The sequence below is a fragment of the Pseudomonas sp. genome, from assembly GCF_033723075.1.
GTDB lineage: Bacteria > Pseudomonadota > Gammaproteobacteria > Pseudomonadales > Pseudomonadaceae > Aquipseudomonas.
Genome location: NZ_JAWVXU010000020.1, coordinates 28,009 through 50,703 on the forward strand (window position 1 = coordinate 28,009; position 22,695 = coordinate 50,703).

At 63.2% G+C, this 22,695-nt stretch carries 19 protein-coding genes; 5 read left to right on the forward strand and 14 right to left on the reverse strand.

What is annotated here, in order from left to right; translation table 11 throughout:
* Nucleotides 1–11: 11 nt before the first annotated feature.
* The 3 genes from R3355_RS19940 to R3355_RS19950 are packed head-to-tail and all read right to left on the reverse strand — an operon-like array spanning nucleotide 12 to nucleotide 2,375.
* Nucleotides 12–728, reverse strand: coding sequence for a gamma-glutamyl-gamma-aminobutyrate hydrolase family protein (locus R3355_RS19940; protein WP_318962746.1), 717 nt, complete (start codon nucleotides 726–728; stop codon nucleotides 12–14).
* Nucleotides 729–739: 11 nt separating this feature from the next.
* Nucleotides 740–1,096 carry a RidA family protein gene (locus tag R3355_RS19945; RefSeq protein WP_318962747.1) on the reverse strand — a complete coding sequence of 119 codons (357 nt, stop codon included), beginning with the start codon at nucleotides 1,094–1,096 and terminating at the stop codon, nucleotides 740–742.
* Nucleotides 1,097–1,112: 16 nt separating this feature from the next.
* Nucleotides 1,113–2,375: a D-amino acid dehydrogenase gene (locus tag R3355_RS19950; protein ID WP_318962749.1), complete on the reverse strand. Its 1,263-nt coding sequence runs from the start codon at nucleotides 2,373–2,375 to the stop codon at nucleotides 1,113–1,115.
* Nucleotides 2,376–2,546: 171 nt separating this feature from the next.
* Between R3355_RS19950 and R3355_RS19955 the strand changes: the two genes are divergently transcribed.
* On the forward strand, nucleotides 2,547–3,446 hold the full coding sequence (locus R3355_RS19955; protein ID WP_318962751.1) for a LysR family transcriptional regulator: 900 nt from the start codon (nucleotides 2,547–2,549) through the stop codon (nucleotides 3,444–3,446).
* A gap of 7 nt (nucleotides 3,447–3,453) precedes the next feature.
* Here R3355_RS19955 and R3355_RS19960 read toward each other — a convergent pair whose 3' ends face one another.
* The 6 genes from R3355_RS19960 to gcl all read right to left on the reverse strand — a co-directional run bounded on the left by R3355_RS19960 (nucleotide 3,454) and on the right by gcl (nucleotide 10,977).
* Nucleotides 3,454–4,374 (reverse strand): urea transporter, encoded by a 921-nt coding sequence (locus R3355_RS19960; protein ID WP_318962752.1) that lies wholly within the window; start codon nucleotides 4,372–4,374, stop codon nucleotides 3,454–3,456.
* 107 nt (nucleotides 4,375–4,481) lie between these two features.
* Nucleotides 4,482–5,897, reverse strand: a complete 1,416-nt coding sequence (gene pyk / locus R3355_RS19965; protein WP_318962753.1) for a pyruvate kinase — start codon at nucleotides 5,895–5,897, stop codon at nucleotides 4,482–4,484.
* A complete protein-coding gene (locus R3355_RS19970; protein ID WP_318962754.1) occupies nucleotides 5,887–7,167 on the reverse strand; it encodes a glycerate kinase in 1,281 nt (426 codons plus the stop codon). Before R3355_RS19970 ends, pyk begins: the two co-directional genes overlap by 11 nt.
* 230 nt (nucleotides 7,168–7,397) lie before the next feature.
* The gene (locus tag R3355_RS19975) at nucleotides 7,398–8,288 is read right to left on the reverse strand and encodes a 2-hydroxy-3-oxopropionate reductase (protein ID WP_318962755.1); all 891 of its coding nucleotides are present in this window, start codon (nucleotides 8,286–8,288) and stop codon (nucleotides 7,398–7,400) included.
* A gap of 12 nt (nucleotides 8,289–8,300) precedes the next feature.
* Nucleotides 8,301–9,098 (reverse strand): hydroxypyruvate isomerase, encoded by a 798-nt coding sequence (hyi, locus tag R3355_RS19980; RefSeq protein ID WP_318962757.1) that lies wholly within the window; start codon nucleotides 9,096–9,098, stop codon nucleotides 8,301–8,303.
* A 103-nt stretch (nucleotides 9,099–9,201) separates the two neighbouring features.
* Nucleotides 9,202–10,977: a glyoxylate carboligase gene (gene gcl / locus R3355_RS19985; RefSeq protein ID WP_318962758.1), complete on the reverse strand. Its 1,776-nt coding sequence runs from the start codon at nucleotides 10,975–10,977 to the stop codon at nucleotides 9,202–9,204.
* A gap of 340 nt (nucleotides 10,978–11,317) precedes the next feature.
* On the opposite strand from gcl, the gene R3355_RS19990 reads away from it, so the two are divergent.
* Nucleotides 11,318–11,758: a heme-binding protein gene (locus tag R3355_RS19990; protein WP_318962760.1), complete on the forward strand. Its 441-nt coding sequence runs from the start codon at nucleotides 11,318–11,320 to the stop codon at nucleotides 11,756–11,758.
* A 290-nt stretch (nucleotides 11,759–12,048) separates the two neighbouring features.
* Here the strand turns inward: R3355_RS19990 and R3355_RS19995 are convergent, their stop codons facing one another.
* Nucleotides 12,049–12,693, reverse strand: coding sequence for a TetR/AcrR family transcriptional regulator (locus R3355_RS19995; protein WP_318948084.1), 645 nt, complete (start codon nucleotides 12,691–12,693; stop codon nucleotides 12,049–12,051).
* A 220-nt stretch (nucleotides 12,694–12,913) separates the two neighbouring features.
* Here R3355_RS19995 and moaA point away from each other — a divergent pair, with 220 nt between their 5' ends.
* The 3 genes from moaA (at nucleotide 12,914) to R3355_RS20010 (ending at nucleotide 15,811) form a co-directional block, all read left to right on the forward strand.
* Nucleotides 12,914–13,909 (forward strand): GTP 3',8-cyclase MoaA, encoded by a 996-nt coding sequence (gene moaA, locus R3355_RS20000; protein ID WP_318962762.1) that lies wholly within the window; start codon nucleotides 12,914–12,916, stop codon nucleotides 13,907–13,909.
* Between the two features lie 85 nt (nucleotides 13,910–13,994).
* Nucleotides 13,995–14,813: a substrate-binding periplasmic protein gene (locus R3355_RS20005; RefSeq protein WP_318962764.1), complete on the forward strand. Its 819-nt coding sequence runs from the start codon at nucleotides 13,995–13,997 to the stop codon at nucleotides 14,811–14,813.
* A gap of 194 nt (nucleotides 14,814–15,007) precedes the next feature.
* Nucleotides 15,008–15,811 carry a methyltransferase domain-containing protein gene (locus R3355_RS20010; protein WP_318962765.1) on the forward strand — a complete coding sequence of 268 codons (804 nt, stop codon included), beginning with the start codon at nucleotides 15,008–15,010 and terminating at the stop codon, nucleotides 15,809–15,811.
* Nucleotides 15,812–15,910: 99 nt separating this feature from the next.
* Here the strand turns inward: R3355_RS20010 and R3355_RS20015 are convergent, their stop codons facing one another.
* The 4 genes from R3355_RS20015 to R3355_RS20030 form a co-directional block, all read right to left on the reverse strand.
* Entirely contained in the window at nucleotides 15,911–17,383 is a 1,473-nt protein-coding gene (locus R3355_RS20015) for an NCS1 family nucleobase:cation symporter-1 (RefSeq protein ID WP_318962767.1), read from the reverse strand.
* Between the two features lie 454 nt (nucleotides 17,384–17,837).
* Nucleotides 17,838–18,698: an outer membrane protein OmpK gene (locus R3355_RS20020; protein WP_318962769.1), complete on the reverse strand. Its 861-nt coding sequence runs from the start codon at nucleotides 18,696–18,698 to the stop codon at nucleotides 17,838–17,840.
* A 94-nt stretch (nucleotides 18,699–18,792) separates the two neighbouring features.
* Nucleotides 18,793–20,292, reverse strand: a complete 1,500-nt coding sequence (locus tag R3355_RS20025) for a nucleobase:cation symporter-2 family protein (protein ID WP_318948076.1) — start codon at nucleotides 20,290–20,292, stop codon at nucleotides 18,793–18,795.
* A gap of 549 nt (nucleotides 20,293–20,841) precedes the next feature.
* Nucleotides 20,842–22,392: a cation:proton antiporter family protein gene (locus tag R3355_RS20030; protein WP_318962771.1), complete on the reverse strand. Its 1,551-nt coding sequence runs from the start codon at nucleotides 22,390–22,392 to the stop codon at nucleotides 20,842–20,844.
* Nucleotides 22,393–22,695 lie beyond the last annotated feature (303 nt).

The following is a 22,695-nucleotide window of genomic DNA, read 5'->3' on the forward strand; positions in this document are numbered from 1 at the left end:
GTCGATTCTTGTTATGAGCGGGCGGCACCCACGAAGGCCTGAAACAGGCGGCTTTCTTCCTGATTGATACGGTATTCGGGGTGCCATTGCAGCCCCAGGGCGAAGCGCCGATCGCGGCGTTCCACGGCCTCGATCAGGCCGTCCTCGGCGCGTGCTGCCGGCAGCAGGTTGTCCGGCAGTTGCCGGGCACCCTGGTGGTGTACCGAGTTGACCCGCAGGCGGCTGCAGCCGAGCAGACGCTGCAACTGGCTGTCCGGGGCGATATCTACCGGGTGCCAGGGGTGGTCGTGGGCCGTCGTCTGCATGTGCTCGAGGGCTCCGGGCATGTCGCTGCCGAGGTCCTGGTAGAGGCTGCCGCCAGAGGCGACCACCAACAGTTGCATCCCGCCGCAGATGCCCAGCACCGGCATGTCCCGGTCCAGAGCACCGCGCAGCAGGGCCATCTCGAAGGCGGTGCGCGTCGCCTTGGTACTCACGCTCTGGTGCTGCGTGCTCTGGCTGTAGAGCTCTGGCGGGATGTCGAACATGCCGCCGCTGACGAGCAGAGCATCGATTCGCTCCAGGTAGTCCTGCACTGCCGAGAGGTCATGTGGCAGGGCGATCGGCAGGCCGCCGGCGGCACTCACCGCCTCGGCGTAATTGACGCGCAGGGCGTACCAGGGATCGAGAGAGTAGCCACCGCCTTGCGGTTCGATATCCAGGGTGATTCCGATCAGGGGTTTGCGCATGGCGGTTCCTTTCATTGAGGGCGGGCGGCGATCACCATCATCTCCACCAGTACGTCGGCTGAGGCGAGGTCGGCCTGGGTCGTGGCACGGGCCGGTGCGCTGCCAGCCGGTAGCCAGCGCCCCCAGGCTTCATTCATGGCGGTGAAATCCCTTTCGATGTCTTTCAGCCAGATCTGGACACTTAACAGGTTGGAGCGATGGCTGCCGGCCTGTTGCAGAAGGCTGTCGATCTTTGCCAGCACCTGTTCGGTCTGGCTGGCGCAACCACCCTGGCGGTCGTCCGGAATCTGGCCGGACAGGTAGATGAGATCGCCGTGGAGTACGGCGCCACTGAGGCGCGTGGTGCTGGCGATACGCTCGATATGCATGGGAAGCTCCTGTCGATTAGCGAGAGTTGCAGTTGGGAAGACTCAAGCCTTCCAGCGAGATCGGGCTTTTGCGCCCGGAAATCAGGGATGAAAGAACCTGGCCACTAGCACAGGCCAGGGTGAAGCCCAGGCTGCCGTGGCCGCTGTTGAGCCAGAGGTTGGTAAACGCGGTGGCACCGAGCAGCGGCGTACCCTGTGGGGTGCAAGGGCGCAGGCCGGCCCAGGCCTCGGCCTGCTGGTAATTGCCGGCACCAGGAAAAGTGCGCTCGCCCAGGCGGCGCAGGGCGCTGAGACGTCGTGCGTTGGGGTGAGCGTCGCTTGCTCCGATATCGACCATGGCGGCGACCCGTAGCTGGTGACCGAGACGGGCGTAGACCACCTTGTGATCAAAGTCGGTAACGCTGACCTCCGGGGCGATGGCATCCTCCGCCAGCGGCAGGGTCAGGCTGTAGCCCTTGAGTGGGTAGATTGGCAGGTGCAGGCCCAGGGTACGGGCCAGGCGGGCACTGTGATTGCCCGCGGCAAGGACGAAGGCATCGGCAGCGATGCATTCTTCACCCAGGCGCAACGCGTGAATTTTCCCAGCGCTATGCTCGAAACCGGTCGCTGGACGGCCGCTGAGGCGGCGATAGCGGCCACTGGCTTGCAGGCGTTGTTCCAGTACCTGGCAGAAGCGCAGGCAATCGGCAACTTCGTCGTCGGCGCTGTAGATGCCGCCGGCCAGTTGCCCGGATATGCCTTCCAGGGCAGGCTCCAGTGCCAAGCATTGGGTCGCATCGAGTAGCTGTTGCCCGGATGCTTCGCTCATTTTGCGTGCGGCCTGGTGCAGGCTGCTGGTATTGCGGTAGACCACCAGCTTGCCATTGCTGCGCCAGGCGAAGCCGTCGAGGCCGTCCTGCGCCCGCCATTGCGCCAGGGTCTGCTGGCTGTGCAGGGCCAGGCGCAGCAGGTGGCCGGTATTGCGCTGGTTGACCGAACTGCGACAGGCCGCGAGAAAGCTCAGGCACCAGCGCCATTGCCGCGGCTCCAGGCGCAGGCGGAATTTCAGTGGCGCGGCGTCGCCCTGCAGCATCCAGGCGAGGGCTTTGAACGGCACCCCGGCATCAGCCAGGGGGGAAACATAGCGATAGCTGAGTTGACCGCCGTTGGCATGGCTGGTTTCCTGAGCGACCTGTGCGTGGTTTTCGCACAGGCTGACCTCATGACCCTCGCGGATCAGCGCATAGGCGGTGGCCAGACCGACGACCCCACCCCCAACTATCGCGACGTGCTTGCTCATTCGTGCCTCCATGACTGCTCAATGGGGCCAGCTTGCCGCCCTTGGCAGCGGAGATCGAATGAACAGATGTAGGGCCGCCATTACCTAAGGTTATGGGGCGAAGCGCTATGCTGTGGCTCGGAGCGCCATAGTTCCGTCTTCGAATCTTCTACCCAGTGATAGGAAATCTTCGTGCGGCTGCGTCATATCGAAATTTTCCAGGCAATTCTGCAGACCGGCTCGGTCACCGGTGCCGCCAAGCTGCTGAATATCACCCAGCCAGCGGCGACCAAGGCGCTGCGTCATGCCGAGGCACAACTCGGCTTTAGCCTGTTCTCCCGGATTCGCGGGCAGTTGCACCCCACCGCGGAGGCGCGCCTGCTGGAGGAGGCCACCGGCAAGGTATTCGACGACCTGCGGGAGGTTCGCCGTCTGGCCGGCAATCTGCGCAGTCATAGCGACCGCCCCTTGCGCATTGTCACCACACCGACCCTGGCGCAGAGCCTGCTGCCGGCGAGCATCGCGCAGTGGCGGCGACGCTACCCGAAGACACCCTGTGCGCTGGCGACCCATCACACCCGGGAGCTGGTCGAGAGCCTGTTGCTGCATGAGGCGGATATCGGCTTCAGTCTGCAGGAGCCCAAGCATCCAGCGCTGCGTAGCGAGACCCTGGCTCAGGGCTGTATGCGGGTGATCGCGGGCCGCGGCCAGTGGAGCGAGGTGCTGTGCGGCAAACCCATGGTCCTGCAGGAGCTGGCGGGCCAGCCGCTGATTGCCCTGGACACTCGCGATGGCCTGGGCAGTCTGTTGAGCAGCCAGCTGGATGAAATGGAGGATGCACCGGTGATTACCACCTACGTGCAGACCTATCAGGTGGCGCGTTCGTTGGTGGAGGCTGGGCTCGGCCTAGCGGTGGTGGATCCCTTCACCGCGCTTGTCCATAGCTCAGCGGCGGTGCAAGTGCGCGAATTGCACCCATGCATCATGGTGACGCTCTATGCCGTCAGTCGGTCCAGCGATGGCAAGCACCCTGCTGCCAGCGCCCTGATCCGGCAGATGGCGGAACAGGCCAGGCAGTTGCTGGCGCGCTGAACACAGTTCAGTATTTGCCCCGTGGGGCGCTCGCCGCCACCGCCCGTTGCCAGCAGTTGCGGCCGGCCTGGATTAGCCAGCAGCTGAGGATAAAGGGCATGGTCAGGGCGGGCAGGCCCAGGGCGCTGAAGCCGGGTTGCAGCAGCAGGGCCAGGGCGATACCGAGGGCCGGCAGCCAGGGCCGCCGATGAACCTGACTGAGGGCGATGGCCGCCAGGGCGGCGTTATAGCCATACAGGCCGGTCAGCGCGCTGTGCTGCGGCAAACCCTGGTACAGCGCCAGCGCCAACCCGCCGGTTGAACCCAACAGCGCCCAGCAGGCCGCGCGCCGGTCGGCCAGCAACAGGCCCAGCAGCAGGCAAACGCCGGCCAATGGCTGGTCGAGAAAGATCACCTGGCCCAAGCCGCGTGCCATGGCGATCAGGCCGGCCCACCAGTCGAGCGGTTGCGCCTGGCCTGGGGTGGCCAGCGTCAACTCAAGCTGCAGGGCGGGTGACAGCCACAACAGCAGCCAGCTCAAAACGACAAAGGGCAAGGTGAAGGCGGGCAGCCACTGGCGCTCGCGCATGCGTTGCATCCAGGGCGCGAGCCATAGGCTGGAAAGCCCGGCGCTGACCATGATCAGCAGCGGCAGCAGCGCTGACCAGGCGAACTGCAGGCTGATCAGCATGCCCAGCAGAATGCCGTTGTAGCCATACAGGCCCAGGGCGATATCTGTCCTGGCATAACCTCGACGCTGCGCCGTCAGGGTGCTGCTAAGGCCGCCGAGCAGGGCTCCGCCAAGCAATTCGGGCGCGCCCATGGCAATGGCCAATAACACCAGCAGACCACAGCCGGGGTGGGCCTGCAGAAAGATCTGGCTAAAGCCATTGAGCAGGGCGCGAAACCCTCGCAGAGCATGACGATTGGGCAGAGGCAGTGGCTGCATGCAGGCTTACCCTGGAATAAAAAGAGGCGTCCATCTGGACGCCTGCAAACTGGCTGGGCCAGCGTGGGATTTGTAGTGCGCAAAGCCGTGTTTGCGCCGGATTGCGCTTAGCGCAGCGTTTCGATACGCAGGCTATTGGTGCTGCCCGGCTGGCCAAAGGGTTCGCCGGCGGTGATCACCAGGGTGTCGCCGCGCCTGGCCATGCCTTGTGCCTGGGCGATTTCCAGGGCGGTGCTGGTGACTTCCTCGACCTGGTGCAGACGCTGGTTGACCACCGAATAGATGCCCCAGGCCACCGTCAGGCGCCGTGCGGTATGTAGATTCGGTGTCAGGCTGAGGATCGGCGCCGTCGGTCGTTCGCGCGAGGCACGCAGGCTGGAGGCGCCGGATTCGCTGTAATTGACCAGCGCGGCCACCGGCAGAATCGAACTGATCCGGCGGATCGCGCAGCTGATCGCGTCCGACGCCGTGGCTTCGGCTTGCGGTCGGCCGACGTCGAGCTGAACCTGGAAGTCCGGGCCGTTTTCCACCTGACGAATGATCTTGCTCATCATCTGTACGGCTTCAAGCGGGTAGTCGCCCGAGGCGGTTTCGGCCGAGAGCATCAGTGCATCGCTGCCTTCGGCCACGGCATTGGCCACGTCGGTGACTTCGGCGCGGGTCGGTGCCGGCGAGAAGCGCATGGATTCGAGCATCTGGGTGGCCACCACCACCGGTTTGCCGAGCTGGCGGCAGGTGCGGATGATGTCCTTCTGGATGCGCGGCACGTTTTCCGCCGGTACTTCCACACCCAGGTCGCCACGGGCGACCATGATTGCGTCGCACAGGCGGGCGATTTCTTCCAGATGGGTCACTGCCGAGGGTTTCTCGATCTTGGCCATCAACAAGGCGCGATCGCCGATCAACTGGCGGGCTTCGATAATGTCTTCGGGGCGCTGGACGAACGACAGCGCCACCCAGTCCACCCCCAGCTCCAGGCCGAAGGCCAGGTCACGACGATCCTTTTCGGTCAGCGGGCTCAGTTGCAGCACCGCTTCGGGTACGTTGACGCCCTTGCGATCCGACAGCTCGCCGCCGGCGATTACTTCGGTGATCACCGCGTCGGCTTGCTTGCTGGTTACCTGCAGGCGCAGGCGGCCGTCGTCGAGCAGCAGGCTCATGCCCGGCTGCAGCGCCTCGATGATTTCCGGGTGGGGCAGGTTGACCCGCCGGGCATCGCCCGGGGTGCTGTCCAGATCCAGACGCAGGGTCTGGCCGCGTTGCAGGTTGACCTTGCCGTCTTTGAAGCGGCCAACTCGCAGCTTTGGCCCTTGCAGGTCCATGAGGATGCCGATTGGCGTGTCCAGCTGGCGCTCCACTTCGCGCACCCAGGCGTAGCGCTGGGCGTGATCGGCGTGCTCGCCGTGGCTGAAGTTGAGGCGGAACAGATTGACCCCGGCCTCGACCAGTTGACGGATATCGTCGCTGCCTGCGACGGCCGGGCCGAGGGTGGCGAGGATTTTGACTTTCTTATCAGGACTCATTGTGGCTGCTCTCGAGAATCAGAATGGCGCGGAAATCGTTGACGTTGGTACGGGTCGGCCCGGTGACGATCAGCGCATCCAGAGCAGCGAAATAGCCGTAGCCGTTGTTGTCATGCAGTTCGTCGCTGGCACTCAGGCCCAACTGGGCGGCGCGGGCATAGCTGTCCGGGGTCATCAGCGCGCCGGCGTTGTCTTCCGAGCCGTCGATGCCATCGGTGTCGCCGGCCAGGGCATAGACCCCGGGCAGGCCCTTGAGGCTGTCGGTCAGGCTCAGGAGGAATTCGGCGTTACGTCCGCCACGGCCGTGTCCGCGCACGGTCACGGTGGTCTCGCCGCCGGAGAGGATCACGCAGGGCGGCTTGATCGGCTGGCCATGCAGCAGCACCTGTTTGGCGATGCCGGCATGCACCTTGGCCACCTCGCGCGATTCGCCCTCCAGGTCGCCGAGGATCAGCACGCCGAGACCGGCTTCGCGCACCTTGGCGGCGGCGGCATCGAGGGACTGCTGGGGGCGGGCGATTAGCTGGAAGTGGCTGCGCGTCAGGCAGGGGTCGCCAGGCTTGACCGTTTCCGAGGCCGGACTCTGCAGCCAGGCGCTGACCTTGTTCGGGATCTCGATGGCGTAGCGGTTGAGGATCGCCAATGCCTGGGCCGAGGTAGTCGGGTCGGCCACGGTCGGGCCGGAGGCGATCACCGTAGCCTCGTCGCCCGGTACGTCGGAAATCGCGTAGGTGTACACGCTGGCCGGCCAGCAGGCCCTGGCCAGGCGGCCGCCCTTGATCGCCGAGAGGTGCTTGCGCACGCAGTTCATCTCGCCGATGGTGGCGCCGGATTTGAGCAATGCCTTGTTGATCGCCTGTTTGTCCTTGAGGCTGATGCCGTCGGCCGGCAGGGCCAGCAGGGAAGAGCCGCCACCGGACAGCAGGAAGATCACCCGGTCGCTTTCCGTCAGGTTGCTGACCAGCTGCAGCACCCGGCGGGCAACCCGTTCGCCGGCATCGTCCGGTACCGGGTGGGCGGCTTCCACCACTTCGATCTTTTTGCAGTTGGCCCCGTGCTCGTAACGAGTCACCACCAGGCCGGAGACCTCGCCCTGCCACTCGCGCTCGATCACCTCGGCCATGGCCGCGGCGGCCTTGCCGGCGCCGATGACGATGACCCGGCCACTGCGGTCGGCGGGCAGGTAGTCGGCCAGCACCTGGCGTGGGTGGGCGGCGTCAATGGCGCTGGCGAACAGCTCGCGCAGCAGGCTTTGCGGATCGATGGACATGGCGATCTCTCTTGTTAGGGTTGGATCAACTCGATTCTAGTGCGCAGCGTCCGTCAGGCAGACGCTGCGCACTAGAATCGACCATCCCGGCAGGCGGGCCGTGACACCTTCTGCCGGGCGGTCGAAAGGGTTCCACGCCGAAGCGTGGGGAGTGGTGCGTGGTGCGTGGTGCGCATGGCGCACCCTACGGGGTATCGCGATCCGTAGGGTGCGCTGTGCGCACCGCGGGTTCATTCACCGCGGATCGAAAAGTTGGCCATGTGCTCCAACCCCTTGATCAGCGCCGAGTGGTCCCAGTTGCTGCCGCCGATGGCCGCACAGGTGCTGAACACCTGCTGGGCGTTGGCGGTGTTGGGGAGGTTGAGGCCCAGCTCGCGGGCACCCGCCAGGGCCAGGTTGAGGTCCTTCTGGTGCAGGCTGATGCGGAAACCCGGATCGAAAGTGCCCTTGATCATGCGCTCGCCGTGCACTTCAAGGATCTTCGAACCGGCGAAGCCACCCATCAGCGCTTCACGCACCTTGGCCGGGTCGGCACCGTTCCTGGCGGCGAACAGCAGGGCCTCGGCCACCGCCTGGATGTTCAGGGCGACGATGATCTGGTTGGCTACCTTGGCGGTCTGGCCATCGCCGTTGCCGCCGACCCGGGTGATGTTCTTGCCCATCGCCTGGAACAGCGGCAGGGCGCGCTCGAAGGTCTGCTCGCAGCCACCGACCATGATGCTCAGGGTCGCAGCCTTGGCGCCGACTTCACCACCGGATACCGGTGCGTCGAGATACTGCGCACCGGTGGCCTTGATCTTCTCGGCGAAGACCTTGGTCGCGGTAGGGGAGATCGAACTCATGTCGATCACCACTTTGCCGGCACCAACACCTGCGGCAACGCCGTCGGCGCGGAACAGCACATCATCGACCTGCGGGGTGTCCGGCACCATGATGATGATGAACTCGGCTTCCTGCGCCACTTCACGCGGGTTGGCCAGGCCGATGCCGTTGTCGCCCAGCAGGTCGGCTGGAGCCTTGTCGAAGTGCTCGGAGAAGAACAGGGTGTGCCCGGCGTTCTGCAGGTTCTGCGCCATGGGTTTACCCATGATGCCGGTACCGATAAATCCGATTTTAGCCATGAGGTTGTCTCCTTAGATGGCGTTATGGATGCTCTTGTGGAAAGGAGCGAGCCAGCCAAGGCCGGCGGCAGTGGTGGTGGCGGGCTTGTATTCACAGCCGATCCAGCCCTGGTAGCCGATACGGTCCAGGTGCTCGAAGAGGAAGCGGTAGTTGATCTCGCCGCTGCCCGGCTCGTGACGGCCCGGGTTGTCGGCCAGCTGTACGTGGTTGATCACGGCCAGGTTGTTCTCGACGGTGCGGGCCAGATCGCCTTCCATGATCTGCATGTGATAGATGTCGTATTGCAGGTACAGGTTGCTGCTGCCGACCTTGTCGCGAATGGCCAGCGCCTGTTTGGTGTTGTTCAAGTAGAAGCCGGGGATATCGCGGGTGTTGATCATTTCCATGACCAGCTTGATACCGGCTTTTTCCAGCTTGCCTGCGGCGTACTTGAGGTTGTCGACCAAGGTCTGCTCGATGTTCGCGCAGTCATAACCCTGCGGACGGATGCCGGACAGGCAGTTGATCTGGCTGTTGCCCAGCACCTTGGCGTAGGCGATGGCCTGATCCACGCCGGCACGGAACTCCTCGGCGCGGTCGGGGTGGCAAGCGATACCGCGCTCGCCCTTGCCCCAGTCGCCGGCCGGCAGGTTGAACAGCACCTGCTCGAGCTTGTTGGCGTCCAGGCGAGCCTTGATTTCTTCGGCGGCAAAATCATAGGGAAACAGGTATTCGACACCACTGAAGCCGGCATCGGCGGCAGCGGCGAAACGGTCCATGAAGTCCACTTCTGTGAACAGCATTGACAGGTTGGCGGCAAAACGGGGCATAAAGCATTCCTCGGTTGCGTAAGGTAGCGTGGGACGTAGGGTGCGCCGTGCGCACCGAAAGGTACGCGGTAGGCACTCTGGTGCGCGCGGCGCACCCTACGGATCAATCCAGCAGCGAGATGGCAGTCGGCGCATCGGCACCGCGCTCGGCGAGGTCTTCGAACTCGTTGACCGCATTGATCTCGACACCCATGGAGATGTTGGTCACCCGCTCCAGGATTATCTCCACCACTACCGGTACGCGGTGCTCTTCCATCAGCGCCTGGGCCTTGGCCAGGGCAGCCTGGATGTCGTTCGGCTCGAATACGCGGATGGCTTTGCAACCCAGGCCTTCCACCACGGCCACATGATCGACGCCGTAACCGTTGATCTCCGGCGCGTTGATGTTCTCGAAGGCCAGCTGCACGCAGTAGTCCATCTCGAAACCGCGCTGCGCCTGACGGATCAGGCCCAGGTAGGAGTTGTTCACCACTACGTGGATATAGGGCAGGTTGAACTGCGCACCCACGGCCAGTTCTTCGATCATGAACTGGAAGTCGTAGTCGCCGGACAGCGCCACCACCTTGCGGGTCGGATCGGCCTTGACCACGCCCAGTGCCGCCGGAATGGTCCAGCCCAGCGGGCCGGCCTGGCCACAGTTGATCCAGTGGCGCGGCTTGTAGACGTGGAGGAACTGCGCGCCGGCGATCTGCGACAGGCCGATGGTGCTGACGTAGCAGGTGTCCTTGCCGAAGAACTCGTTCATCTCCTCATACACGCGCTGCGGCTTGACCGGCACGTTGTCGAAGTGGGTCTTGCGCTGCAGGCTGCGCTTGCGCTCACGGCAGGCTTCGACCCAGGCGCTGCGGTCCTTCAGCTTGCCAGCGGCCTGCCACTCGCGGGCCACTTCGATAAAGGCGTCCAGGGCGCTGCCTGCGTCGGAGACGATGCCCAGGTCCGGGTTGAACACGCGGCCGATCTGGGTCGGTTCGATGTCGACGTGGATGAACTTGCGACCCTGGGTGTACACGTCCACCGAGCCGGTGTGACGGTTGGCCCAGCGGTTGCCGATGCCGAACACCAGGTCGGATTCGAGCAGGGTGGCGTTGCCGTAACGGTGCGAGGTCTGCAGGCCGACCATGCCGACCATCAGCTTGTGGTCGTCGGGAATCGCGCCCCAACCCATCAGGGTTGGCACCACCGGTACGCCGGTCAGTTCGGCGAACTCGACCAGTTTGTCCGCCGCGTCGGCGTTGAAGATGCCGCCGCCAGCGACCAGCAACGGACGCTCGGCTTCATTGAGCATGGCCAGGGCTTTTTCCGCCTGCACGCGATTGGCGGCCGGCTTGGCCAGTGGCAGTGGCTCGTAGGCGTCGATGTCGAATTCGATCTCGGCCATCTGCACGTCGAACGGCAGGTCGATCAGCACCGGGCCGGGCCGGCCGCTGCGCATTTCATAGAAGGCTTTCTGGAAGGCGCGTGGCACTTGGCCCGGCTCCATCACCGTGGTCGCCCACTTGGTCACCGGCTTGACGATGCTGGTGATGTCGACCGCCTGGAAGTCTTCCTTGTGCATGCGTGCACGCGGTGCCTGGCCGGTGATGCACAGGATCGGGATGGAGTCGGCCGATGCCGAGTACAGGCCGGTAACCATGTCGGTGCCGGCGGGGCCGGAGGTGCCGATGCACACGCCGATGTTGCCGGCATTGGTGCGGGTGTAGCCCTCGGCCATGTGCGAGGCGCCTTCGACGTGGCGAGCCAGGATGTGGTCGATGCCGCCGACTTTCTGCAGTGCGGCGTACAGCGGATTGATGGCGGCGCCGGGGATGCCGAACGCAGTGTCAACGCCTTCGCGGCGCATCACCAGTACGGCGGCCTCGATTGCTCTCATTTTGGCCATTGTCTTGTGCCTCTTTTGTTATCAGATTGTATACAAAGATGCTGGCGTTGATTCTATTCATGGCCTGACCTGTTGGTCAACTGCTTTTCTCGTCTGAGCAATTCCCAGATAAAAATCTTTTAAAACGCCCGTTTCAGGCGGGATGCCTGAGCTGGTGCGGAATTTTGAATTGATCAATGTATACAAACAGATGTTCTATTGTATTCGTCTATTGAGTTTTTTGTTTCTGGTGGGATAGTGGTGTCGACCTTTGGATGGCCGCGCCGGTCGTCGCTCCCATTGCGGGGCGCTAGCTGGCCAGGCGTTTCGTACGATTTACCAACCTTGAGGAAGTACCTGCATGAGCACGCTCAATCTGAATATCGCCAGCCGTATCAGCAGCCGCGCCCTGGCGGTCGGCCGGGAAATTTGCGCAGCACCCCTGACCGTGGTGGTGCTGGATGCCGGCGGTCATATGATCAGCCTGCAGCGCGAGGACGGGGCCAGTCTGCTGCGCCCGCAGATCGCCATCGGCAAGGCCTGGGGCGCGCTGGCCCTGGGCAAGGGCTCGCGTCTGATTGCCGCCGACGCGCAGCAGCGTCCGGCTTTTATCGGCGCGGTGAACGCCCTGGCGGAAGGCAAGCTGGTGCCGGCACCAGGTGGCGTGCTGATCCGCGATGAGCGCGGCGAGGTCATCGGCGCCATCGGCATTACGGGCGACACCTCGGATATCGACGAGCAGTGCGCGATCAGCGCCGTGGAGTCGGTTGGGCTTAAGCCGGATGCGGGTATCATCGCTTGATGACGCAGGGTTTGCGGGAGGGGCTTTCGGGGCTGGCATCCTGCTTCGCTCTACTCCTGCATCCATGCAGTCGCAGCCGCGACTGTAACGATTAAGAGTTCGCCGCTAAAGCGCCTCCCGCAGTGTCCGCGGGCAATAAAAAACGGTGAATGCTTGCACAGTATTCAGCGTTTTTTTTGGTGTGCCATCCCTGGCCGTCACCCTTCTGGCCGTTGCTGCGCAACGTTAAAAATGGCTCCCGGCCATTTTTTATTAGCGCCGTTTGCCCAGGGCAGGGCGGATAACTAGGCTTACGCGCGGGTGACTTGCTCGGAGGCGACGGTCTGGATTTCGTCGATTTCACAGCCCTTTATCACCAGACGGATGATGGTCTGGGCGGCGGCTTCGTAGTCGGCGTCATCCAGGCTGGCCTTGCCGGTGACGGTGGCGATCTGCCAGTCGAAGTCGGCATAGGTCTGGGTCGCGGCCCAGATGCTGAACATCAGGTGATGCGGGTCGATCTTGGCCATCAGACCCTGGCCGATCCAGCGCTGGATGCAGGAAATGTTGTGCTGGGCCTGGGCGTTGAGCTGTTCGGCCTGTTCGGCGGACAGATGTGGCGCGCCGTGCATGATCTCGCTGGCGAATACCTTGGAGGCCGAGGGCAGCTCGCGGGAAATGCGGATCTTCGAGCGGATATAGGCCGTCAGCACATCCGCCGGTTTGCCGGGCTGATTGAATGGCGCCGAGGCCTCCAGCAGCGGTTCGATAATGCTCTCCAGCACTTCGCGGTAGAGGTTCTCTTTCGACTTGAAGTAGTAATAGACGTTGGGCTTGGGCACACCGGCCTTGGCGGCGATATCGCTGGTCTTGCTGGCGGCAAACCCCTTGTCGGCGAACTCTTCACTGGCTGCGCGCAGAATCAGCTCTTTGTTGCGCTCGCGAATACTGGTCATAAGCCCCTGTGCTTGCATGTGCCGCCCGGCGCTGGGCGGCGGTCGGGCATGGTAGCACCCGCTCTGCACTTGGCTCAAGCCGGCGCGGGCTGGGCGTTTGGTTAACTTAACTGACCTTGTGGTCAAGTTATTGTGTACAAAAAATTGCTTTTCTGTTTCTATCTACGCACTGCATTTAATTACAAAAATGTCTCGACTCACTGAGTAGAGGAGACTTGCTGTGCATCACGCGCAATTGCTCGACCCTTTCGGTCGGCGCATCACTTACCTGCGATTGTCGGTTACCGACCGCTGCGACTTCCGTTGCACCTACTGCATGAGCGAGGACATGGTCTTCGCCCCGCGTGCGCAGATTCTCAGCCTGGAAGAACTCTACGCCGTGGCCGATGCCTTTATCGGCCTGGGGGTCAAACGCATCCGCGTCACCGGTGGCGAGCCGCTGGTGCGCAAGAACCTGCTCAGCCTGCTGGCTCGCCTGGGTCAGCGCCCGGAGCTGGAAGACCTGGCCATCACCACCAATGGCTCGCAACTGGCCGAGCTGGCGCCGCAGTTGCGCGCAGCCGGAGTCAAGCGCTTGAACATCAGCCTGGATTCCCTGCGCCGCGAGCGTTTTACCGCCTTCACTCGGCGTGATCGGCTCGACCAGGTGCTGGCCGGCATCGAAGCGGCGCGAGCGGCCGGATTCCACAAGATCAAACTCAACTGCGTGGTGCAGCAGGGGCGCAACGACGACGAGGTACTCGATCTGGTCGAGTTCGCCGTGGCCCGCGGCCTGGATATCAGTTTTATCGAAGAGATGCCGCTGGGCAGTGTCTCCAGCCATCAACGCGAACAGACCTTCTGCTCCAGCGACGAGGTGCGCGCGCGCATCGAGCAGCGCTACGCTCTGGTCCGCAGTGGCAAGCAGACCGGCGGCCCGTCGCGCTACTGGCGGGTGCCGGGCACAGGGACGCACGTCGGCTTTATTTCGCCGCACAGCCACAACTTCTGTGGCGATTGCAATCGCGTACGGGTCACTGCCGAGGGCAAGCTGGTGCTCTGTCTGGGGCACGACAACGCGCTGGATCTCAAGGCCTTGATCCGCCGTTATCCGGGGGACAGCCAGCGTCTGCGCGACGCTTTGGTCGGTGCCCTGCGACTCAAACCCGAACGCCATCATTTCGAGCGTGACGAGCAGGTCCAGGTACTGCGGTTCATGAGCGCGACCGGCGGCTGAGTCGCCGCGCTGAATCCCCGGTCGCGGTCTGCCTTTGGCCGATCAAACCGGTGAGACCAAACCAACAATAATCAGGAGGGTTGCCGTGAAGCCCGCTAGTGTCTGCAGTTTGTTCACCTTGCTGTTTTGCACCGCCAGCCAGGCCGAAAGCTATGTCATCGGCGTCGAGAAGATGGCTTTCGCGCCGCATTACAGTGTCGACCAGCAGGGGCAATACCAAGGCTTTGCCCGTGAGTTGTTCGATCTGTTCGCGACGCACAGCGGCGTACAGTTGAGCTACCGGGCGCTGCCGGTGGCGCGCTTGCTACCGGCCCTGCTGCAGGGTGAGGTGGATTTCAAGTACCCGGACAGCGATAGCTGGGCGCAGACCCAAAAGCACGGCAGGGACGTGCACTACAGTCAGGCGGTGGTCGCCTACGTCGATGGCGTGCTGGTCGCGCCGCCGCGTCAGGGGCAAGCGTTAGAGCAGCTCAAGCGTCTGGGCATGGTCAGCGGCTGGACCCCCTGGGGTTACCAGCAGGGTATCGAGGCGGGACAGATCCAGCTGACCTACAGCGACGACCTGCGCAAGATGATCAAGCAGACATTGAAGAAAGACACCGACGGCGCCTACTTCAATGTGGTGGTCGCCACCCATTACCTCGACAACATCCGCGCCCGCCCCGGCGCCCTGGTGTTCGATGCCAAGTTGCCGCATACCCGCGGCAGCTTTCACCTGTCCACGCTCAGGCATCCCGCGCTGCTGCAGCGCTTCGATCGCTTCCTGCTCGAGCGTCAGGCCGAAGTGGCCGCATTGAAGGACAAGTACCGGGTCGAGGCCGATCTGGATTCGGAGTACCTGGGGGTGGAGCAGTGGAAGGTGGATTTCCTCAAGCGGCAAAAAGCCAAGGCGAGCGTCGAGTAGCCAATCGACCCGCGCACGGCTCCGGCTTCAGGTCTTCTATGCTTGCAAGTAAGAAGGCGCGATCCGTCCTCGACAGCAATCGGCCGTTGCGGCCAGAAGCTGTTTCGGCCCCGCTGGTGGTCAAGTTGCGTGTCGGCGGTGGCTACAAAGGCATGACTCGCGGACTCCGACACAGGGTGCACAGGAGGCCTGAAATGAACGATTCCGACTTGCAAGCACAAATAGATGGGGCGAATGCCTACCAGGCACTCTTGGTCCCGGCATTGTTCCAGGAATGGGCGCCCTGGGTGGTCGCCGCCGCCAACCTGCAGCCCGGACAGCGCGTATTGGATGTTGCCTGTGGCACCGGTGTACTCGCCCGGGTGGCGGCTGATTGCGTCGGCAATAGCGGTTCGGTGGCCGGTCTGGATGCCAATCCGGGCATGCTGGCCGTGGCCGCCGAGCTCGCACCCGATATCGACTGGCGGCAGGGCCTGGCGGAGTCGCTGCCGTATCCGGATGAGTCCTTCGACGCGGTTGTCAGCCAGTTCGGCCTGATGTTTTTCAACGATAGGCGACAAGCCCTGCGTGAAATGTTCAGGGTCCTGGTGCCAGGCGGTCGACTGGCCGTTGCCGTCTGGGATTCACTGGAAAATACCCCGGCCTATGCGGCCGAAGTCGCCTTGCTGGGACGGCTCGCTGGGGAGCAGGCGGCGGACGCCCTGCGGGCACCGTTCGTGCTTGGCGACAAGCAGGCGCTGGTGGCGCTGTGCACCAGCGCCGGAATCGACGCGCCAGGCATTGTGAGTCATACGGCTACGGCATGCTTTCCCAGTGTGCGTGCCATGGTCGAGGCGGATCTGCGCGGCTGGTTGCCGGTCATGGGGGTCAACCTCGATGAGCAAGTTATCGCGCGCATCCTGGCTGAAGCGGAGCAGGTGCTGGCACCCTACGTCGGTGCGGACGGCAAGCTGCGGTTCGATTCACCGGCGCACATCGTGCGGGCGCGCAAGCATTAGCGGCGCCGGCGCCAGGGCAAGCCGTCCTCACGGGGAGCGGCCTGATTGTCTGCATGCGTTAGCGCGCCGGGGTTGCCTGCGATGCGCCGCCCGGCGGGTTTAGCTGCGTGAGCCGAGCGCCGCCGAGGCGCCTTTGGCGGCACAGTGCTTGCGCATCAGCAGGTAGTGGAACAGCGCGCCGAGCATGGCGCCGAACAGCCAGGAGTAGCCGGACAGCTCGTTGAGGCCCGGCGTCCACACCGAGGCGACCGAGAACACCGAGGCCACGCCGAAGGCGATCATGGCGTTACGGTTCCAGCCGCCATTGTAGTAGTAGGTCGAGCCGGCTTCGGCGCTGAACAGGTCCTGCAGGTTGAGGTGCTGCCTGCGCACCAGGTAGTAGTCGGCGACGAGAATGCCGTACAGCGGTGCGAGCACCGCGCCCAGGGTGTCGACGAAGGCGGCGATACCGACGTTGCTGATAAAGGACACCCAGAGTGCGCCAATGAAGAAGGCGATGGCCGCGGTGATGAAACCGCCGGTGCGCGCGCTGATATGGGCGGGTGCCAGGTTGGCGATGTCGTAGGCGGGTGGGATGAAGTTGGCGACCAGGTTGATTCCGACCGTGGCGGCGAAGAAGGTCAGCGCCGCGATGATGGTCAGGGTCAGGTTGTCGACCCGGGCGACGATGTCAGTTGGGTTGGTCAGGGTCTCACCGAACACCACTACGGTGCCGGCGGTGATCACCAGGGCGATCAGCGAGAAGATCGCCAGGCTCACCGGCAGGCCGAGAAAGTTGCCGATGGTCATCTGTTTTTCGCTTTTGACGAAGCGGGCAAAGTCACCGTAGTTGATCACCACCGCGGCGAAGTAGGCGACCATGGTGCCGACCACCGCGATAAAAGCGGCGACCGGACCGGCGGCATATTCGCCGGTACCGCGGAAGATCTCGCCCAGCTCACCGAGCAGGCTGGGGCCGGCCTTGTACCAGATCATCAGCATCAGCGCGATCATCACCAGGTAGACCAGCGGGCCGGCCCAGTTGAGGAACTTGGTGATCCAGTCGATACCGCGGATGAACAGGGCGACCTGAAATACGCAGACGATCACATAAGAGAGCCAGCCGATAGCGGTCATGCCCAGAAATGTCGCACTCGAACCGCTGCCGAGCACCGAGTTGAGTAGCAGGGCCACGGCGGTGGAGGCGAAATAGGTCTGCACGCCATACCAGAAGATCGCCACGATACCGCGCACCACGGCGGGGAAGTTGGCCCCGCGCACGCCCATGCTGGCCCGGGCCATGACCGGGAAGGGAATGCCGTACTTGACGCTGGGCCTGCCGGTCAGCTGCACCAGGCCCATGACGATGAAGCCGGCGAGAACGATTCCGGCCAGCACCGCCCAACCGTTCAGGCCATAGGAAATGAACAGGGTGGCGGCGAGGGTATAGCCGAACAGGCTCTGGATGTCGTTGGACCAGACATTGAATATCTCGAACCAGCCCCATTTGCGTTTTCCGGGAGGTAAGGGCGCCAGGTCCTCGTTGTACAGCGAGGTGTCGATTTGCTTGATGCGGAAGTCATCGGTGGACATGGGCGGCTCCTGGTATTTTGTTGTTGGCGCCAATATGGCGCGCATCTGAGGAGATATTGTGTGCACGTTCCGTTCCACATCTTTCGTTCGCTTCCCTAGGGGTGACCGGGATTCGGTGGCTAGCGCTGAGCGAATGAGAGTGGAGTTCTGATGGTTGTACACATAAAAATTTATTTTGGAAATTAGTTTTTACTAAATTGTCCACAAAAAGCTATTTTTATGTGTACTAATAATTGACTTGTTGGTCAGTTTGTGCTGGGCTGTATGTGCTTAAGTTATTGTGTCTGCTGGATTTTCAGATTTATTTGAACGTGCTGAGGCGTCAGTCGTCGAGGCCGCTGTTTTTGCTGCCTGCGGTGGGTATTTTTGTACACAAAAAAAGGGGATCACGCTCAGCGTGATCCCCTTTACTTTCCCGCTGTCGCCTATCCGGCAGCGTTCCAGTGCGTTGCCATCAGAAGTGGTACTTGACCAGGGCCTGCACGGCCGTCTGGTCGAAGCCGTCGGTGGAGCCATCGATGGGCTTGATCCCGTACTTGTTGTGCCACATGTTCAGCTCGGTGCCGACGTAGAGCTTGCGCTGCTTGCCGAACAGGGCCTTGCCGGCATCCCATTTGACCTGGATCGAGGAGCCGACCGAGGTCTGGGTGCCGGCTTCGGCAGACGGTGAGCGCCAGTCGATGTAGCCGTCGACCACGAAGTCCTGTTCGCCGATGGCGAAGGGGTAGGCGCCGGCCACGGTCAGCTGGGTGGCGTAGCCGTTGCTGTCCTGGTCGGCGAAGAACACGTGGTTATTGATCTTGACCCGGTACAGGTTGGTCTTGAGGTAGGCGAAGCCCGGCACATCCCAGTCGAAGCCCAGGCCATACAGGTAGTTCTCGGTACCGGGACCGCCTTCGCCTTTTTCATAGGTGAAGGCGGCCTTGACGTCTTTCAGCGGGCCTGCGGAAAGATCCTGGCCGGTCAACCAGCTGAGGCTGATGCGCGGCGAGAACTCCATGTAGTAGAAGCTGTTCTTGTCGTCTTGCTCGAAGGTGCCGTTGGCGAAGCTGCCGCGGGACTGGACGTTGTCCGCATGGACGTAGTCGAGGAAATAGAACACATCGCCCCAGGCCCAGCCGCTGGCGTGCTCGAAGGTGAAAGTGGTCTGCGAGCGTTGTTCTTCGCCATTGAAGTTGAGGCGCTGGAAGTTGTCGCCATACAGGTAGGACAGGCTGTTGTCTTGCCAGTGCAACATGTCGTCGGCGAAGGCTTGTTGGCCGGCGAGCAGGCCGGCAGAAAGGGCAATGCAGAGAGGCAGGTACTTCGCTTTCATCGGGTTTTCCTTGTTTTTAGAGGGCGCAAGAGTTCTCGCCCCTGCGGCTGACCGCAGGGAGCCAAGGGGAAAAGGTGTTAGTCGGGCCGCTGGTTCAGCTTGGCCGGCCGAGTGGCTCCGGGTTGCGGGCCAGGCTCTCCGGGTGTGGCTCCTGGGCATCCAGGGTCTGCGGGTTTTGCAGCACGTTGTGCAGGTGGGACTCTGGTTCGTAATCGTTCTCTGCCAGTTCCACATGCTCTTCCGGGAGGAAGATGTTCAGCAGGATGGCGCTGAGGGCGCCGATGGTGATCGGCGAGCCGAAGATGTTTTTCAGGGTGTCCGGCATATGCGCCAGCGCTTCCGGTACGGCCGCCACGCCAAGGCCAAGGCCGAGGGAGATGGCCACGATCAACACGTTGCGCCGATGCAGGCCGGCTTCGCTGAGGATTCTGATCCCGGCCACGGCAACGGTACCGAACATGATCAGGGTGGCGCCGCCGAGAACCGGCTTGGGCATCAGTTGCAGGACTGCGCCGATCGCCGGAAACAGGCCGAGCAGGATGAATATCCCGGCGACATAGAAGGCCACGTGGCGGCTGGCGACGCCAGTGAGCTGGATGACCCCGTTGTTCTGGCTGAAGGTGGTCATCGGCAGGCTGTTGAACATCGCCGCCATGGCCGAGTTGCAACCGTCGGCAAGGACCCCGCCCTTGATCCGGCGCAGGTAGAGCGGGCCCTTGACCGGTTGCTTGGAAATGATCGAGTTGGCAGTCAGGTCGCCGGCGGTTTCCAGCGGGGTGATCAGGAAGATCACGGCGATCGGCACGAAGGCCACCCAGTCGAAATTGAAGCCGTATTTGAACGGCACCGGCACGCTGACCAGCGGCACGGCAGCCATGCTGGAGAAGTCCACCCGGCCATTGAACCAGGCGACGGCAAAACCCAGGGCCAGGCCGATGATCACCGCCGACAGGCGCACGGCCTGGGACTTGAAGCGGTTGAGTACGACTATGGTGACCAGCACCAGTGCCGCCAGCCCGAGATGGTGCAGGGCACCGAGGTCGGGTGCACCATAGCCGCCGGCGATGTCGGTCATCGCCACCTTGATCAGCGACAGACCGATCAGGCAGATGATGGTGCCTGTGACCACCGGGGTGACGACCTTGCGCAGTTTTGAGATGACCTGGCTGAAGGCGATCTCGACGAAGGCGGCGCAGAAGCACACACCGAACAGGGTGGCGAGTATTTCCTCCTCGCTGCCGCCGCGCCCCTTCACCAGAAAGCCGGCGCTGAGGATGGCGCTGAGAAAGGCGAAGCTGGTGCCTTGCAGGCACAGCAACCCCGAGCCGAGCGGGCCGATGCGCTTGGCCTGAACGAAGGTGCCGAGGCCGGAAACGAACAGCGCCATGCTTACCAGATAGGGCACATAGGCGCCCAGGCCGAGCACGTTGCCGACGATCAGGGTGGGGGTGATGATGCCGACGAAGCTGGCCAGCACATGTTGCAGGGCGGCGAAGATCGCCGGGGCGAAGGCCGGGCGGTCGTCGAGCTGGTAGATCAGGTCGTTGCTGCCCGCAGACGGAGCTGGGGCGTGCGTGGTGCGAGTCGTGGTCATGTCAGAGCCTGCCAGTTGTTTTTATATGGTCATGGGCTTGCACGAGGCTTCACGGCGCCTCTATCTGATCAGTGTTCGAAGTTGTCCGATCGGTCAGAATGCGCCGACTATAGCAACTTGTTCACAGGGTTAAAAACAATTTATTTTTATATTGTGCACAATGCTGATCGCGGCGGGCAGCAGGTGCCATGGCTGGCAGTGTGTTGCCGCTGAGAATGGCGTATTGCTTACGCCCTACGGGTGGTGTCGCTGTCGCGATTTCGCGCAGGTCGCAGGGCGATCCGGGCGCCGATCCGTTCGGAGCGAAGCGACAGCCCGCCGGATGTGTGCCGCGCCGATTAACCAATGGTGCACTGCCTTCGGCGAGTGACACCCTACGGATCGCGGCTTGCTCGAGATCTGGCGATTCCCTCGGATCGTAGGGCGGCTTCGGAGCGCAGCGACAACCCGCCGGATGTGTGCCGCGCCGATGATCCACGGTGCACTGCCTGCGGCGAGTGACACCTACGGGTCACGGACTGCTCTAGATCGTAGGGCGGTTGTCGCCGCTCAATTGCGCGCTTGCAGGGCGCGGGCGACGTGCTCGGCCAGGCCGCTGCCGGCCTCGCTCATGGTCAGGTAGGTGCGGTCGGCACCGGCCTCCTGGATGCGCTGGGCGATATCTTCGTACATCGCGTGGGCGACGATCAGGCCCTTGAAGCCGCGTTCGCGCAGCTTGTGGGTGGAGATGATCTTGGCTTCCTGGTCGTTCATGGCCAGTATCACCGCCTCGACCGCCGGCATCTCCAGGCTCTGCCAGAACATCTGGTCTTCGGCGTCGGCGAATTGCACGCGGCGTCCGGCCTTGCTGCTCAGTTCAATCACCACCGGGTCGGAGTCCAGGCTCAACAGCCTGAAGCCCTTGTCCTTGAGATGGTCATAGGCGGCGCGGCCGGTGCGGCCCATGCCGATGATCAGGATCTGTGCATCGCCCAGTGAAATCGGTTGTTCGTCGGGGTGACGGATGTCGCGCTCCAGCGGGATCAGACGCTTGGCCAGGCGCTCATACAGCGGGTGGGCGAAGCGGTTCAGTTGCGCGGAGATGACGAAGGACAGGGCCACGCTGATGGCCAGCGGGATTAGCCATTGCGGCAGGACCACGCTGGCCACGATCAGGCCGAACTCACTGTAGTTGGTCAGGCTGACGCTGCTCAGAAAGGCGCTGCGCGCGCGCAGGCGGAACACCAGGAACAGGCCGAAGAACAGCAGGCCCTTGAGCGGCAGCAGCAGCGACATCACCAGGGCAAACGCCAAGGCGTTGGCATCCGGCAGGCCGCCGATGCCGATCTGCAGGAAGAAACCGACCAGGAACACCTCCTTGATGCTCCACAGCGAGTTGGACAGTTCTACGGCGCGCTTGTGCTTGGCCAGCATGGCGCCGAAGGCCAGGGCGCCGAGTTCCGAGCTCAGGCCGAGCGATTCGAAGCCATAGCCACCGACGACCAGGGCCAGCAGCAGGCCCAGCAGTACCATCAGTTCCTCGTGGCCGCTGGCGTCCAGCAGGCGGAACAGCAGTGGCCGCAGCAGGGGCAGGGCGAACACCAACAGCGCCCAGGGTGAAGGCGCATCGCCGTTGGCCAGACTCATCACCAGCAGGGCGATCAGGTCCTGGATGATCAGCACGCCGATCGCCACTCGGCCGTGAAAAGCGCGCAGCTCGCGCTTGCCCTCCAGCACCTTGGCCGCCAACACGGTGCTGGAAAAGGACAGGGCAATAGCCAGCAGCAGCCCTTCCTGCCAGGGCAGGTCGAGGATCAGCAGGATTGCCGGCAGGAAGATCAGGCTGGAGATGGTGAAGTGCAGCAGGCCGCCGCCAATTACTTCGCGCCTGACCAGGTTGCTCAGCTTGAGCTTGAGACCGACGGTAAACAGCAGCAGGAGCACGCCCAGGTGGGCAATATGTTCCAGCGCGGCACTGTCGCGCGGGCCTATTGCGAGGTGCTCGCCGAAGGCGGCCAAGGCGAAGCCGGCGGCCAGGTAGCCAACCAGTGGCGGCAGGCCAACGGCGCGCACTGACAAGCCCATGATGAAGGCGAAGGCGATCCAGGTGGCTTCGATCATGGGCTGTCCTTGTCGGCAGAAGGAAAAAAAGCTGCGCATTGTAACGGGCCGAAGGCACAGGTTGTCTAGCGGCGACGCGTTCGCGCCATGGCAGTATGCCATTCGCAGGCAGCGCTGCTGGTGTGCGCAATACCGTCAAGCTGTGCGGCGCCAAGCCAGGGTGCAAGTTGGGAGGGGCGGTCGCGGATTGCGCCGGGGCCTATTCGGGCTACAAGCAAGGTGCAGTCCTGGTTGCCGGCTGCAGGCAAGGGGCGAGGGCATACGAAAAAATGCCGCTCACTCTGTCCAAGTGAGCGGCATTGC

What these genes read in the sequence shown, in the direction of transcription:
- hyi (WP_318962757.1), bottom strand. Translation starts at nt 9,098, where the DNA reads ATGCCCCGTTTTGCCGCCAACCTGTCAATGCTGTTCACAGAAGTGGAC.
- gcl (WP_318962758.1), bottom strand. Translation starts at nt 10,977, where the DNA reads ATGGCCAAAATGAGAGCAATCGAGGCCGCCGTACTGGTGATGCGCCGC.
- R3355_RS19970 (WP_318962754.1), bottom strand. Translation starts at nt 7,167, where the DNA reads ATGTCCATCGATCCGCAAAGCCTGCTGCGCGAGCTGTTCGCCAGCGCC.
- R3355_RS19945 (WP_318962747.1), bottom strand. Translation starts at nt 1,096, where the DNA reads ATGCATATCGAGCGTATCGCCAGCACCACGCGCCTCAGTGGCGCCGTA.
- R3355_RS19975 (WP_318962755.1), bottom strand. Translation starts at nt 8,288, where the DNA reads ATGGCTAAAATCGGATTTATCGGTACCGGCATCATGGGTAAACCCATG.
- R3355_RS19990 (WP_318962760.1), top strand. Translation starts at nt 11,318, where the DNA reads ATGAGCACGCTCAATCTGAATATCGCCAGCCGTATCAGCAGCCGCGCC.
- R3355_RS19995 (WP_318948084.1), bottom strand. Translation starts at nt 12,693, where the DNA reads ATGACCAGTATTCGCGAGCGCAACAAAGAGCTGATTCTGCGCGCAGCC.
- R3355_RS20020 (WP_318962769.1), bottom strand. Translation starts at nt 18,698, where the DNA reads ATGAAAGCGAAGTACCTGCCTCTCTGCATTGCCCTTTCTGCCGGCCTG.
- R3355_RS20010 (WP_318962765.1), top strand. Translation starts at nt 15,008, where the DNA reads ATGAACGATTCCGACTTGCAAGCACAAATAGATGGGGCGAATGCCTAC.
- R3355_RS19960 (WP_318962752.1), bottom strand. Translation starts at nt 4,374, where the DNA reads ATGCAGCCACTGCCTCTGCCCAATCGTCATGCTCTGCGAGGGTTTCGC.
- pyk (WP_318962753.1), bottom strand. Translation starts at nt 5,897, where the DNA reads ATGAGTCCTGATAAGAAAGTCAAAATCCTCGCCACCCTCGGCCCGGCC.
- R3355_RS19940 (WP_318962746.1), bottom strand. Translation starts at nt 728, where the DNA reads ATGCGCAAACCCCTGATCGGAATCACCCTGGATATCGAACCGCAAGGC.
- R3355_RS20030 (WP_318962771.1), bottom strand. Translation starts at nt 22,392, where the DNA reads ATGATCGAAGCCACCTGGATCGCCTTCGCCTTCATCATGGGCTTGTCA.
- R3355_RS19950 (WP_318962749.1), bottom strand. Translation starts at nt 2,375, where the DNA reads ATGAGCAAGCACGTCGCGATAGTTGGGGGTGGGGTCGTCGGTCTGGCC.
- R3355_RS20015 (WP_318962767.1), bottom strand. Translation starts at nt 17,383, where the DNA reads ATGTCCACCGATGACTTCCGCATCAAGCAAATCGACACCTCGCTGTAC.
- R3355_RS20025 (WP_318948076.1), bottom strand. Translation starts at nt 20,292, where the DNA reads ATGACCACGACTCGCACCACGCACGCCCCAGCTCCGTCTGCGGGCAGC.